Below are 13,704 nucleotides of genomic sequence, written 5' to 3' on the forward strand. Positions count from 1 at the left end.
TGCCATGTGGACACCCGCCGGGAATCCGGCGCTGCTGGATGGAACTACACCCAGCCCGTGGCGTAGAACACACTGATGATGAAAAACACCGCCAGCGTCTTGATGATCGTGATGGCGAAAATGTCCTTGTAGGCCTGGCGGTGCGTGAGACCGGTGACCGCGAGCAGGGTTATAACCGCGCCATTGTGCGGCAGGGTGTCCATGCCGCCGCTGGCCATCGAGGCAACGCGATGCAGCACCTCCATCGGGATGTTGGCGGCGTTGGCGTTGGCGATGAAGGTTTCCGACATCGCCGCCAGCGCGATCGACATGCCCCCCGAGGCGGAGCCGGTGATGCCCGCCAGTGCGGTCACCGTGATCGCTTCGTTGACCAGCGGGTTGGGAATCGAACCCAGGGCCCCGGCAACGACGAGGAAGCCGGGCAGGGCGGCGATGACCGCGCCGAAGCCGTATTCGGACGCCGTGTTCATCGAGGCCAGCAAGGCGCCGCCGATCGCCGGTTGGGTGCTTTCCGCGAAGTGCGTGCTCACGGCCTTCCAGGCCAGCACCACGACCGCCACGATGCCGGTCAGCAGCGCCGCCTCGACCGCCCAGATCGCGGCGATCCGCGAGACTTCCTGCACCACCGGCTCGGCATTGCCGATCACCGACGGGTCGAAGGCGTGGCTCTCGCCGTAGTAGCGCGGGATCAGCACGGTGTAGAGCTTGTTGGTGACGCCCACCAGCACCAGCGGCAGCAGCGCGATCCACGGGTTGGCCAGCTTGTGGCCGGCGAAGGGCGCCGGCTCGTTCCGGAGTTCGGTGCCGTAGCCTTCGCCGGCGCGACGCGCGACGCGACGGCGCCACTCGAGGTAACTGATGCCCAGGGCGAGGATGAACAGGCCGCCGAGCGTGCCCAGCACCGGCGCGGCCCAGGTGTCCGTCCCGAAGAAGCCGGTGGGGATGATGTTCTGGATCTGCGGCGTTCCGGGCAGCGCATCCATCGTGAAGGTGAAGGCGCCCAGCGCGATCGTGCCGGGGATCAGGCGCTTTGGGATGTCGGCCTGGCGGAAGAGCTCGGCCGCGAACGGATAAACCGCGAACACCACCACGAACAGCGAAACGCCGCCATAGGTGAGCACGGCGCAGACCGCGACGATGGAGAGCATCGCCCGGTCGGGGCCGAAGAGCCGGATCGTCGCCGCGACGATGGACTTGGAGAAGCCCGAGATCTCGATCAGCTTGCCGAAGATGGCGCCCAGCAGGAACACCGGGAAATAGAGCTTGAGGAAGCCCACCATCTTGTCCATGAACAGGCCGGTGAACATCGGCGCGACCAGCGATGGGTCGGTCAGCAGCACCGCACCCAGGGCCGCGACCGGCGCGAACAGGATGACGCTGTAGCCGCGGTAGGCCACGAACATCAGGAAACTCAGCGCCGCCAGCACGATCAGGAAAGACATGCCCTAGAACCCCCGGAAAACCAGACTCCGAGTGTCCGCAGGCAAACCCGTCGCCACCACTTGTACCAAGGTACAGGTGTCGCCCGGCCGGCCCGGTCGTAGTCTGCGGGGCATCCGGCCGTCCGGCCGTTCGCCAAGTCGTTCGAAGGGGAAACCATGAAGCGCAAGCAACTGAGCCTGGCCATCGGCCTCACATTGTCCCTGGCGGCGCTGCAAGCGCAGGCCCAGGAGACCACGCCGGCGCCGGCCAGCGACGAGGCCGTGACCCTCGACGCCATCCAGGTCACCGCGCGCAAGCGCGAGGAGACCCTGCAGGAAGTGCCCGTGGCCGTGACCGCCTTCACCCCCGAGACGATCGACAAGCTCAATATCCGCGACATCGGTGACCTTGATGCCCAGGTCCCGAACCTGACGATCTACGCCGCGCGTGGCTCCAGCAGCACGGTCACCGCGTACATCCGCGGCGTCGGCCAGTCCGATCCGCTCTGGGGCGTCGACCCGGGCGTGGGCATCTACCTCGACGACGTCTACATCGCCCGCCCGCAGGGCGCCCTGCTCGATGTGTTCGACGTCGACCGCGTGGAAGTATTGCGTGGCCCGCAGGGCACGCTCTATGGCAAGAACACCATCGGCGGTGCCATCAAGTACATCTCCCGTGGCCTCCCGACTGAAACCGAAGGCACCGTCGCGGTCACGGTCGGCAGCTTCAACCAGATGGACGTGAAGGCCGCCATCGGTGGTTCCTTCGGCGGCAATGACGCCCTGCGCGGCCGCCTGTCGGTCGCCAGCCTGAGCCGCGACGGCTACGGCAAGAACATCGTCACGGGCCAGGACGTCAGCGACAAGGAAGTGTTGGCCCTGCGTGGCCAGCTCGGCGCCTACGTCACCGAGGACTTCAACCTGCAGTTCGCCTTCGACTGGCTCGACGACCAGTCGGGCGTGCGTGGCGCGCAGATGTTGGCGCCCAACCGCTTCGTGCCGACCGCGCCGCCGATGGCCGACCGCTACGACGTGCGCAATGGCATGCCAAATATCAACGACACCTCCATGCAGGGCATTTCGGCCACCGCCAACTGGCGGATCAACGACGACTGGGGCTTCAAGTTCGTCACCGCCAAGCGTGAATCGGACACCGAAACCAATATCGATTTCGACCTGACCCAGGCGCCCATCGCCGACGTCAAGGCCTTCTACAGCGACGAGCAGGTGAGCCACGAACTGCAGCTCAACTACGATGCCGGTGGCCGTGCCCGCGGCGTCATGGGCCTGTACCTGTTCGACGGCGAGGCCGGTGGCCAGGTCCTGAACAACTTCTTCGGACTCCTCTTCGGCGACACCCAGGGCACGGTCTACACCGAGTCCGTGGCGATCTACGGCGACTGGACCTTCGACATCAGCGACCGCCTGCACCTGGACCTGGGTGCGCGCTGGACCGACGAGGACAAGCGCGCCGACGTGTTCAACCGCGGCTACAGCGACGGCACCTACACCAGGCCGACGACGGTGGTCGCGGACTTCGACAAGACCATCAACTTCAGCAACCTCTCGCCCAAGATCTCGCTGGGCTACCAGGCCACCGACGACATCCTCGTCTACGGCCTGGCGACCCGCGGCTTCAAGTCCGGCGGTTACAACATCCGGGCCCAGGCCACCGCGGTGCCCCGTTCGGCTGAGCCCTTCGATGACGAGGTCGTGGACAGCTACGAGGTCGGCGCCAAGATGGCCTTCCTCGACCAGCGCCTGTTCCTGAACCTCTCGGCCTTCCACAACAAGTACGAAGACATCCAGCTGTCGGTGTTCACCAGCTACGACAGCAACAACGACGGCACCAACGATGCCTTCTTCGGCGACTTCACCAACGCCGGCTCCGGCACGGTCAATGGCGTCGAGGTCGAGTACCAGTGGCTGCCGACCCGCAACTGGCTGATCAGCGGCAACATGGCGTTCCTGGACGCGAAGTACGACGAGTTCATCTACACCGGCCTGAACATCGCCGACGAGCAGGAGTTCACCAACGCGCCGGAGTTCTCGGGTGCCATAAACATCGAGTACCGCAGCGACCTGGCCAATGGCGGCGATATCTCCGCGCGAGTCGGCTACAGCTACCAGGATGACGTGGTCGCGACCACCGAAATCATCCGTTCCGGTGCCGTGCCGATCACCCAGGACGGGTACGGCCTGGTCAATGCCGGCGTGATCTGGAACACCGGCGGTCCGTGGTCCTTCTCGCTCCAGGGCACGAACCTGACGGACAAGGAATACCGGACCACCGGCTACAACATCAACGCGGCGCTGGGCGTGCTTACCGGCTTCTACGGCCCGCCGCGCCAGTTCAGCCTGTCGGCGCGTTACGAGTTCTGATGACAAGCTTTCCCCGGGAACTTTCCCAACGGGCCGCGCAAGCGGCCCGTGTTTTTATTCCGACGGTTGCGCTGCTGGCGCTGGCTGCCTGCAGCGCCGAACCGCCGCCGCCCTTGCCGGCGATCGCGGTGGACCCTGCGCGGGTGGCCGTGGCGGGTGTTTCGTCCGGTGCGATCATGGCGACCCAGGCCCACTTCGCCTGGTCTGACCGCCTGCGCGGCGCCGCCATGGTGGCCGGCACGCCCTATGGCTGCGCCGGCGGCTCGCTGGAAACCGCCCTGGGCCCGTGCATGCAGGCGCGGCCCTACCTGCCTGATCCCGACCGCCTCGCCGGGGCCGTGCGGGCGCGGGCCGAAGCCGGCGTGCTGGCCCCGCTCGCGGGCCTGCGTGGCGACACGGTTTATGTCCTGCACGGACGCGACGATGCCACGGTCGCGCCGGCGCTGGCCGGGTCGGTGGCCGGCGTCTATGAAGCACTGTCCGGGGAGGTTGGCGGCATCCGGATCGTGGCCGACACCACGCGCGGGTTCCCGCACCTGCTGCCCACCCTGGACCGCGGCGTCGACTGCGCGGTGGGCGGCGAGCCGTGGCTGGGTAACTGCGGCTTCGACGCGGCCGGGGAGATCATGGCCCACCTGTTCGGCGAGCCGCCAACCCCGGCCCGTCCCGCGGCCGACGGCGAACTGCGGCGTTTCGACCAGGCGCCGTTCGCACCCGCGGGCGTGGATCCGATGCTGGCCGGCGTCGGCTACCTCTACCTGCCCAAGGCCTGCGCAGCCGGCGAAACCTGCGGGGTGATGGTCGCTTTCCATGGCTGCCAGCAAAACGCCGACAAGATCGGCGAGGTCTTCGTGCGCGACGCCGGCTTCAACCGCTGGGCCGACGTGCACCGCGTGGCCGTGCTGTATCCTCAGGTTCGATCAAGCTACCTGCCGCTCAATCCAAAGGCATGCTGGGACTGGTGGGGATATACGGGCGAAAACTACGACACCCGCGACGGCGCCCAGCTGCGCTGGCTTGGCGCCGCGTTGACGGCGCTGGGCGCGCCCATGCCGTGAACCGGACGCGGTCGTGCTGACCGACGTCCTGGTCATCGGCGCCGGCCTGCTGTGGCTGGGGCTGTTGTTCGGCACGGCGCTGCTGGCCGAGCGCCGTCCCGGCCTGCTGGCGAAACAGTGGCCGGTGGTCTACAGCCTGTCGCTGGCGGTGTACTGCACGTCCTGGACCTTCTACGGCACGGTCACCCAGGCCCAGCGTTCGGGCTGGGCGATCCCGCCGACCTTCCTGGGCACCATCCTGCTTTACGTGCTGGGCTTTGGCTTCCTGCTCAAGCTGCTGCGACTGGCCCGCGAGCACAATTCCACGTCGCTGGCCGACCTGATCGCCACGCGCCTGGGCCGCAACTCCTGGCTGGCGGCCGTGGTCACCTTCGTGGCGGTGATGGGCATCGTTCCCTACATCGCTCTGCAGCTCAAGGCGGTGGCGATGAGCTACGGCCTGCTCACCCGGGCCTCCGAACTGGCGCCGCCGCCGTGGCAGGACAGCGCGCTTTACGTGGCGCTGGCGATGGGCCTGTTCGCGATGCTGTTCGGCACCCGGCGGGTGTCGGCCGCCGAACACAACCGCGGCCTGGTGCTGGCGATGGCGGTGGAATCACTGCTCAAGCTGGGCGCGATGCTCGCCCTGGGCGTCTTCGTGGTGTTTGGCCTGGACCTGCCGGACGTCGACCTGCCGCCGCCGCCCGCCGACGGCGCCAGCGGCTTCCCGGCGCTGGTGTTGCTGGGCGCGCTGGCCATGTTCACGCTGCCGCACCAGTTCCACGTCGGCATCGTCGAGTGTCGCCAGGAACGCGAACTGCGGACCGCCCGCTGGCTGTTCCCGCTGTACATGCTGGTCATCGCGCTGCCGATCCTGCCCCTGGCGCGCGCCGGCGATGCGCTGCTGGCTCCCATGGGCGTGCCCTCGGACCTGTACGTGCTGGCACTGCCGCTGGCCGAAGGCCACGAGGCACTCGCGTTGCTGGCCTTCCTGGGGGGGCTCAGCGCCGCCACCGGCATGGTCATCCTGGCGACGCTGGCATTGAGCGTGATGATCGGCAACCACTGGCTGGCGCCGCTGCTGGTGCGCGGACCCTGGTCGGGCGGGGCGGGCGAAGGGGCCGACCTGCGCGGGGCCGTGCTCAACCAGCGTCGCGTGGGCATCCTGGCGGTCGTGCTGCTGGCCTGGGTTTACAGTCGCCTGATCGCCGGCTCGGATGCGTTGGCCGACATCGGCGCGCTGTCGTTTTCGGCGCTGGCGACCCTGGCGCCGGCGGTGGCGTTCGCCGTCTGGCGCCCGCAGACGCCGGCCCGGGCGGTGCTCGCCGGCCTGGTGGTGGCGGTGGCGATCTGGAGCTGGGTGCTGCTGGTGCCGGCCTTCGCCGAAGCCGGCGGCGAGTCCGCGCCGTGGCTGCGGCAGGGACCCTTTGGCTGGGCCTGGCTGGCCCCCGAGGGCATGTTCGGACTGGGCGAGTGGAGCCGGATCGGCCGCGCGACCCTGCTCAGCCTCGCGGCCGGCGCGCTGGTTCCCTGGATGCTGGCTTCGCGCCTGGACGTGGCCACGCCGGACCGCGGCGGTGCGCTGTCGCGCGAGGCGCTGCGCGAAGTGGCGGTGCGGTTCCTGCCGGTGGACCGGGTCGACGCGGTGCTGGCCGGGGCCGCGGCCGGGCAGGCGGTGCCGTCCCAGTTGCAGCAACGCATCGAGCGCGAACTGGCGGCGGTGCTCGGCGCGGCTTCGGCCCGGCTGCTGCTCGATGCCGCGCGCCGTGCCCAGGGAACCGATCTCGATACCGTCGCCACCATCGTGGGCGAAGCCTCGCAGGCGCTGCGTTTCAACCAGCGCGTGCTCGAGGCCGCGCTGGAAAACATGAGCCAGGGCATCTCGGTGGTGGACGCCGAACTGCGCCTGGTGGCGTGGAACCGGCGTTACGCCGAGCTCTTCGACTACCCGCCGGAACTGCTCCAGGTCGGCGTGCCGGTCGCGGAACTGGTCGCGCACAACGTCGACCGCGGCCTGGCCGGCGATGGCCCGCCGGAACGGGAGGTCGCCAAGCGCCTGCGCCACATGCGCGCGGGCACGCCCTACGTCGCCGAAAGGCACTTCGGCGGCATCGTCGTCGAGATCCGCGGCAACCCCATGCCCGGCGGTGGGTTCGTGGCCACGTTCACCGACGTCACCGACTTCCGCCGCAGCGAAGCCGAGCTCAAGTCGGTCGCCGAGACGCTCGAACAACGCGTGGCCGAACGCACCGCGCAGCTTGCCGGCGCCAAGGCCGAGGCCGAGCGCGCCAATCGCGGCAAGTCGCGTTTCCTGGCGGCGGTCAGCCACGACCTGGCCCAGCCGCTGAACGCGGCGCACCTGTTCGTGCACGCCCTGGCGCCGCGCCTGGCGGCCACCGAGCACGAGGAGGCCCTGGCCAACATCGATGGCGCCCTGGTGTCCGCCGAGGGCCTGCTGTCGGGCCTCCTGGACATCTCGCGGCTTGATGCCGGCGGCATGGAGCCCAAACCCGAGGTTTTCCGCGTCGACGAACTGCTGCAGCACCTGGCCGCCGAGTTCGGCGTGCTGGCGGCGCAGAAGGGGCTGGCGCTGGACCGCGTGCCTTCGAGCGCCTGGGTCTTCACCGACCCCCAGCTGTTGCGCCGGGTGCTGCAGAACTTCCTGGGCAACGCGGTGCGCTACACGGCGCGCGGCCGCATCGTGCTGGGCTGCCGGCGGCGCGGCGAATCCCTGGTCATCGAAGTCTGGGATACCGGCCCGGGCATCGCCGAAGCGGACCAGGCGGTCATCTTCGAGGAATTCCGGCGCCTGGACAAAGGCGGGCAGGGGCTGGGCATCGGGCTGGCGATCGCCGAACGCGTGGCACGCCTGCTCGGACTGCCGCTGAAACTGCGCTCCTGGCCCGGCCATGGCACCGTGTTCTCGATCCAGGTGCCGCGGGCGGCGCCGGCACCGGCCGACACGACGGCAGCGCCGGAGCCGACGCCGGAGCCGCCGCGCAGCCGCGTGCTGGTGGTGGACAACGACCCGGACGTGCTGCGCGGCATGCAGGCCTTGCTGGGCGGCTGGGGCTGCGACGTGATGGCGGCGCGCGATGGCGACGACGCGGTCGCGCTCGCGGCGGAGCACGGCCCACCCGACTTGCTGTTGCTCGACTTCCATCTCGATGGCGGCCAGACCGGCCTGATGCTGCGCGATCGGCTGGCCAGCGTCATGCCCGCGCGTCCCTGCGTGATCATCACCGCCGACCACGGCCCGGACGTGCGCGACGCCATTGCCGCGGCCGGCTGCGTGCTGCTGCACAAGCCGCTCAAGCCGCTGGCGTTGAAGTCGGTGATGTCCCGCCTCTTGCAGAACGTGTAGGAGCGCCTTCAGGCGCGAATCCCATCTTTGCCAAGGGCAAGGCCGAAGGATTCGCGCCTGAAGGCGCTCCTACAGGGCGCGGGGCTAGGGCATCGCGCCCAGGTTTTCCCTGGCGAGCGGCGCCAGCTTCCCGTCCTCGAACGAACGCGGCGTGGTCGCGATGTCGGCATCCGCCGGCAGCGCCACCCCGGCCGCGAGGTGCTGCCAGGCGGCGTCGAGGGCACGGTAGCCGTAGGGCATCATCGGCACGTAGCGTTTGCCCAGCACCGGCAGACCGAGGAAGGCGTCGAAGTGCTGCGCGTTCTGTACGCGCCAGTAGCGCAGGTCGGCGCCCCCGGCTTTGGCCCAGCGCGCGTAGGCGCCGCCGCTGAAGGGTTCGGGCACCAAGCCGTCGTCGGCGCCATGCACGACGATGATCGGCAAGCCCAGGCGCGGCACGCCCGCGCGCGTTGCCTCGACGCCGGCACGCACGGCGCTGCCGGGTTCGGTCCACAGCGCACGCAGGCACTGGTTGCCGCCCAGGGCCGGATCCGCAGTGGTGTCCATGCCGCCCACCAGGGCGACGCCGGCGCCGGGCGGGATGCCGCTGGCATCGGACCACCACGCGGCGCGCTCGGCCGGCGTCGGCGCGCGCAGCTGGCCATCGGCGCCGAGCGCGGCGAAGGAAAAACCACAAGGCATGTCGGCCGGGCCGGTGCGTGCATAGGCCGAAGCGTAGGTGGCATTCACCGCGCGCCACAGGTCGAAGTTGCTGCTGATCACGCCGGCGGCGATGCCGGCGTCGGTCCAGCCGCCGTCGAGCAGGTGCTGGCGTGCCTGTTCGGCCTGGGCGGCGGCATCGCCGGCATCGAGCAGGCCGCGGGCCTGGAGCATCGTGCAGCGCGCCAGGCCGGCCGCCGAAGGCTGGCCCTGCGGACGGGCCAGCACGTTGTCGTCGAAGGCGCCGGCATTGAGCGCGCAGGACATCCACAGCGCCGCATCGGTCGAATAGTCGTAAAGCGCGCGCCCGCCGTTGCCGGGCAGCACGTTGGGCGAGATCGCCACCACCGCATCGATGCCGGTGCCGGGCAGTTCGGCCGCGCGCAGCACCGCGCCGCCGCCGTTGGAGACGCCGACCGCGATCACGCGGGTATTGGCGTGGGTCCAGGGGCCGTCGTCGGGATGCGCGAGCGCCAGCACCTGGAAGGCAAAACGCGTCGCCTGCCCGACGTGACGGCCCCAGTCGGCCTCGGGATTGTCACCCGAGTGCGCGTGCTTGACCGCGATCGGCGCGACGCCATCGACGGTGTCCCGCGGCGCGACCTCGAATTCCACCGCCTCGCCCGGACCGGCCAGCCGGCCGTCCAGCGCGAAGCCGCGGCCGTCGCCGGTGTCGACGTAGCCGGTGCCCGCGCCCTTGTCGGTGTAGGCCACCGCGCAGCCCCGGGGCAGACCCCAGGCGCCGGCGAGGGCGATGGCGCCGTAGATGCCGCGCGAACCGGACGAGGCCGTGACGACGATGCAGCGCGCATCGGTGTCGAAGTCGTCGGGCAGTTGCACCATCACCCGGTGCGGCTGGCGACGGCCCGGCAGGGTGGCCAGGGCGTGGTACTCGCGGCCGGTGACCGGCGCCAGCGAGCCATAAAATTCACCGTAGCCACCGCCCGGCGCCAGGTCGGCGATGCCGCGCCAGTTGGTCCAGACGGCGCGCCGGCGCAGCTCCTGCGCGGTCGGCGCGGCCGGGTCGGCAAAGCCGGGTGGCGTGGCGCTTCGCAGGCCTTGGGCGCCCAGTCCCGCGGTCAGCAGGTCGTCGTCGCCGCGATGGGTGTGCAGCGCGATGCCGGCCTCGAGGTCCAGTGCCCCCGGGCCGACGCCGCCACCGACACCGGCACAGGCGGACAGGGCCAGCGCGAGCGCGGCGATCGGCAGGGGGCGCGACAATCGGTGCATGTTCATGGCCAGACCTTAGCAATGGGCGTGTCGGCCGGCATCGTACCTTGGTACGACGCGGGGTCGCGGGGTCGCTGCTAGTCTGGCGACAGGCTTTCAACTGCCAGGAATTGCACATGGGCGAACGTTTCCTCGAGGGCCGCACGGCCCTGGTCACCGGCTCCACCTCCGGCATCGGGCTGGCCATCGCCCAGGCGCTGGGAAGCGCCGGTGCCAGCGTGGCGGTCAACGGCCTGGGCAGCCACGAACAGGTCGAAGCCGCCGTCGCCTCGGTCTGCAGCGCCGGCGCGCCGAAGGCGACGTTCCTGGCCGCCGACCTGGCCAACGCCGACGCCGTGGAAGCGATGATGCGTGCGCTCGACGACTGGGGCCCGGCCGACATCGTCGTCAACTGCGCCGGCGTGCAGCACACCGCGCCGATCGGCGAAATGCCCGCCGCCACCTGGGACAAGCTGATCGCCATCAACCTCAGCGCGGCCTTCCACACCATGCGCCTGGCATTGCCGGGCATGGTCGGGCGTGGCTTCGGGCGCGTGGTCAACATCGCGTCGGTGCACGGGCTGGTGGCGTCGGTGAACAAGTCGCCCTACGTGGCCAGCAAGTTCGGCCTGGTCGGGCTGAGCAAGGTCGCGGCGCTCGAAACGGCGGGTGCGGGCAGCCGCGACAGCGGCGGCGTCACCATCAACTGCGTTTGCCCCGGCTGGGTGGAAACGCCCCTGATCGAGCCGCAGATCGCGGCGCGCGCACAAGCCAACGGCGGTGACCGCGACGCCGGCATCCGGGCTCTGCTGGCCGAAAAACAGCCCAGCGGCCGCATGTCGCTGCCGGCCGACATCGCCGCGACCGTGCTGTTCCTGTGCCGCCAGGAAGCCCACAACATCACCGGCACCGCGATCCCGGTCGACGGCGGCTGGTCGTCCCAGTAGCCACGCTTCCTTTGGGAGGGACTTCAGCCCCGAAGAGCTTCGGGACTGAAGTCCCTCCCACAGCGAACGCCGGGATAGACTTTCGCCCGTGACCCGCCTGCTGATCGCCGACGACCACCCGCTCTACCGCCTGGCGCTGACCCAGGCGGTGCGCGGCGTGCTGCCGGAAGCGGACATCACCGAGGCCGAAGACCTGCCCGGCGTGCAGGCGGCGCTGGCCGCGCATCCGGACATCGACCTGGTCCTGCTGGACCTGCACATGCCCGGCAGCCACGGACTGGTCGGCCTGGCGTCGCTGCGTGCCGAATACCCGGGCGTCGCGGTGGCGATGATTTCGGCGCACGAAGACCCGGCCACCATCCGGCGCGCGCTGGCCTACGGCGCCGCCGGCTACCTGACCAAACGCGCCGACCTGGGCGAACTGCAGGCTGGCCTGCGCGCGGTGCTGGCCTGCGAACAATGGCTGCCGCCGTCCCTGCGCGAGGCCGTGGCCAGCGCGCCCTCCGAACCCGGCGACCGCGAGACGGCCGCGCGCCTGGCGACGCTGAGCCCGCAGCAGTTCAAGGTCCTCACTCGCGTCGCCGAGGGCCGGCTGAACAAGCAGATCGCCGACGAGCTGGGCATCCAGGAGCGCACGGTCAAGGCCCACATGAGCGCCATCTTCGAAAAGCTCGGCGTGCGCAACCGCACCCAGGCCGGCGTGTTGCTGGGCAGTCTGTCGCTGTCCGACCCGGCCCGCGAGGCCTGATCAGTACCAGTAGGGGATGCGCCAGGTCGGCGGCAATTCGCCCTTTTTCGGCGGCGTTTGCGGCGTGAGTACGATGTTCAGCTCGTGGCGGCCGCGGCGCTGCCCGGAAAGCGGGACCATGTAGAGCAAGCCCCGCAGGTCGCGACGGGCGTCGGAATAAAGCTCGGCGCGCAGGTCAAGCGGCTCGCCGTCGAGGCTTACCGCAAGACCGGCGGACAAGCAGTCCCGGCGTGCTTCGCGCTGCGCCTCGCGCGCCGCCGCGTCGGCGTCCGCAGCCTGCCGCTCCGTGCAGTTTTCCAGCAGGTGGCCATGCACCGAAGGCACGAACGGCACCACCAGCGGCAGGTAGCTGCCGCGGGCCACCATGTCGGGCACGTAGGGACCCTGCGGCGACTCGCCGACTTCGTGCAGGCTGGCGTAGCGGTCATGGCGTACCGATTGTTCGCCCGACGATTCCAGGGTGGGAAAGGCGTCGTAATGTCCCCAGCCCAGGTCGTCGTCCAGGACGTTCATGCTGGCGATGCTCGCCACGGTGGCGAAGGTGACGATGCCGCCGACGATCCAGTTTCCGCGGTCTTCGCCAACGTTGGTGGTGTATAGGGTCACCAGCGGCGCGGATTCGCGGCCCAGTCCGAAGCGCGAGAAGGCGGCGAGCACGCCCCGGATCGCCCGGTAGGGCCAGCCACCCGGGGACAGCCGGTGACCCAGGTAGCGGTCGGCCATCAGCACCAGCAGGTAGGGAAACAGCGACAGCGAGAACACGTACATGACCCAGGTACTGGCCTGGTCAGCCTGGCCGGCGAGCGCGGCCAGTCCCAGCGACACCAGCAGCAGGGCCGATCCCACGAAGGTGATGGTGACCATCATCCGCGCCAGGCCAATGCCCATGCCGAAGACCACCGAGGCCCGGTTGTCGGCCGCTTCGATCTGCTCCGGCATCGGCACCCAGCGGCTCAGCAGCAGGTCGCGTCCCACGGGGCCACCACGGAGGCGGTCTGGCTTGAGCCCACCGGGATAAACCGAGTCCATCCCCACCAGCGCGACCCAGTAGGCGCGCATGAAAAGGTGCAGTACGAACGCCACGCAAAGCAGGATGACCCCGCATTGGAAATAAACCAGGCCCAGCCCCAGCACCTGCTGCCAAAGCGGACCCAGCCGGGGCAGCAGGTAGCCGCCCCATTCGGGCAGGGCACCGGCGAACTGCACCAGGGCGAAGACCGTCGCGCCTGAGAGCAGCAGTTCAATCTCCCAGGTCGGCGTGGTGCGGCCGGACAGGTGATTGACGGGGGCCGGGTGCGCGGATTTTTCGGTCATGGGTCGATTCGGGCGACGGGGGTGGCTCAGCCTGTCAGACGCTTCCGGGGGCGGCAAGCTGACAGTGCTAGGCTCACGGCCATGCCAGCCTTGCTCAGAACCTGCGGCCGTTTCCTGGTGGCGCTGGCCGGCGCGGCATGGGCCAGCCCGATGAGCCTGGCCGGTCTCGTGGCGGGTTTGGCCGCATTGCCGTTTGGCGCCCGCCTGCACGGCTCCGACGGTGCCCTGGTCTTCAACCGCTTTCCCTGGGGCCCCGGCGGTGCCCTGGCGCTTGGCAACGTGGTCCTGCACACGGGCGAGACGCTCGACGCCAGGGTGCGCACCTACGCCGCCGTGGCCGCCGGCCTGGACAGGCCGCGCGTGCGCCTGGGCGACCACGAGCGGGCCCACGTCTACCAGGCGATGGTGCTGGGACCGCTGTTCCTGCCGCTGTACCTGGCCTGTGGCGGCATCAGCCACCGCAACCGCTTCGAGCAGGCGGCCGATCGTTATGCCCGGACCGGGCGTGGCTGGTGGCCCTGGCCGCGCCCGGCCGGACCTTGAGCGGGCGCACTGTTAAACTCCCTTCACGTCCCACACACCA

General features: G+C 69.9%; 9 protein-coding genes. 6 read left to right on the plus strand and 3 right to left on the minus strand.

Features of this window, described 5'->3' with window-relative positions; genetic code table 11:
* Positions 1-44: 44 nt before the first annotated feature.
* Positions 45-1,442, minus strand: a complete 1,398-nt coding sequence (locus N788_RS08005) for a GntP family permease (protein WP_034223485.1) — start codon at positions 1,440-1,442, stop codon at positions 45-47.
* Between the two features lie 156 nt (positions 1,443-1,598).
* Between N788_RS08005 and N788_RS08010 the strand changes: the two genes are divergently transcribed.
* The 3 genes from N788_RS08010 to N788_RS08020 are packed head-to-tail and all read left to right on the plus strand — an operon-like array spanning position 1,599 to position 8,204.
* Positions 1,599-3,803, plus strand: a complete 2,205-nt coding sequence (locus N788_RS08010) for a TonB-dependent receptor (RefSeq protein ID WP_034223486.1) — start codon at positions 1,599-1,601, stop codon at positions 3,801-3,803.
* A complete protein-coding gene (locus tag N788_RS08015; protein WP_084695963.1) occupies positions 3,803-4,861 on the plus strand; it encodes an extracellular catalytic domain type 2 short-chain-length polyhydroxyalkanoate depolymerase in 1,059 nt (352 codons plus the stop codon). Before N788_RS08010 ends, N788_RS08015 begins: the two co-directional genes overlap by 1 nt.
* A gap of 13 nt (positions 4,862-4,874) precedes the next feature.
* Complete coding sequence (locus N788_RS08020; RefSeq protein ID WP_034223489.1) at positions 4,875-8,204, plus strand: hybrid sensor histidine kinase/response regulator; 3,330 nt, start codon at positions 4,875-4,877, stop codon at positions 8,202-8,204.
* 84 nt (positions 8,205-8,288) lie between these two features.
* Here the strand turns inward: N788_RS08020 and N788_RS08025 are convergent, their stop codons facing one another.
* A complete protein-coding gene (locus N788_RS08025; RefSeq protein ID WP_152560432.1) occupies positions 8,289-10,139 on the minus strand; it encodes a 3-hydroxybutyrate oligomer hydrolase family protein in 1,851 nt (616 codons plus the stop codon).
* A 110-nt stretch (positions 10,140-10,249) separates the two neighbouring features.
* On the opposite strand from N788_RS08025, the gene N788_RS08030 reads away from it, so the two are divergent.
* Entirely contained in the window at positions 10,250-11,059 is an 810-nt protein-coding gene (locus tag N788_RS08030; RefSeq protein WP_034223491.1) for a 3-hydroxybutyrate dehydrogenase, read from the plus strand.
* 88 nt (positions 11,060-11,147) lie between these two features.
* On the plus strand, positions 11,148-11,807 hold the full coding sequence (locus tag N788_RS08035; protein WP_034223494.1) for a response regulator: 660 nt from the start codon (positions 11,148-11,150) through the stop codon (positions 11,805-11,807).
* Here N788_RS08035 and N788_RS08040 read toward each other — a convergent pair whose 3' ends face one another.
* The gene (locus N788_RS08040) at positions 11,808-13,121 is read right to left on the minus strand and encodes a hypothetical protein (protein ID WP_034223496.1); all 1,314 of its coding nucleotides are present in this window, start codon (positions 13,119-13,121) and stop codon (positions 11,808-11,810) included.
* An 81-nt stretch (positions 13,122-13,202) separates the two neighbouring features.
* On the opposite strand from N788_RS08040, the gene N788_RS08045 reads away from it, so the two are divergent.
* Positions 13,203-13,664 carry a hypothetical protein gene (locus N788_RS08045; protein ID WP_034223497.1) on the plus strand — a complete coding sequence of 154 codons (462 nt, stop codon included), beginning with the start codon at positions 13,203-13,205 and terminating at the stop codon, positions 13,662-13,664.
* Positions 13,665-13,704 lie beyond the last annotated feature (40 nt).

Source organism: Arenimonas donghaensis DSM 18148 = HO3-R19 (genome assembly GCF_000743535.1).
Classification (GTDB): Bacteria; Pseudomonadota; Gammaproteobacteria; order Xanthomonadales; family Xanthomonadaceae; genus Arenimonas; species Arenimonas donghaensis.

Bases quoted from the DNA above. Each gene is read 5' to 3' on its own strand.
- N788_RS08005 (WP_034223485.1), bottom strand. From the start codon at position 1,442: ATGTCTTTCCTGATCGTGCTGGCGGCGCTGAGTTTCCTGATGTTCGTG.
- N788_RS08010 (WP_034223486.1), top strand. From the start codon at position 1,599: ATGAAGCGCAAGCAACTGAGCCTGGCCATCGGCCTCACATTGTCCCTG.
- N788_RS08015 (WP_084695963.1), top strand. From the start codon at position 3,803: ATGACAAGCTTTCCCCGGGAACTTTCCCAACGGGCCGCGCAAGCGGCC.
- N788_RS08025 (WP_152560432.1), bottom strand. From the start codon at position 10,139: ATGAACATGCACCGATTGTCGCGCCCCCTGCCGATCGCCGCGCTCGCG.
- N788_RS08030 (WP_034223491.1), top strand. From the start codon at position 10,250: ATGGGCGAACGTTTCCTCGAGGGCCGCACGGCCCTGGTCACCGGCTCC.
- N788_RS08040 (WP_034223496.1), bottom strand. From the start codon at position 13,121: ATGACCGAAAAATCCGCGCACCCGGCCCCCGTCAATCACCTGTCCGGC.
- N788_RS08045 (WP_034223497.1), top strand. From the start codon at position 13,203: ATGCCAGCCTTGCTCAGAACCTGCGGCCGTTTCCTGGTGGCGCTGGCC.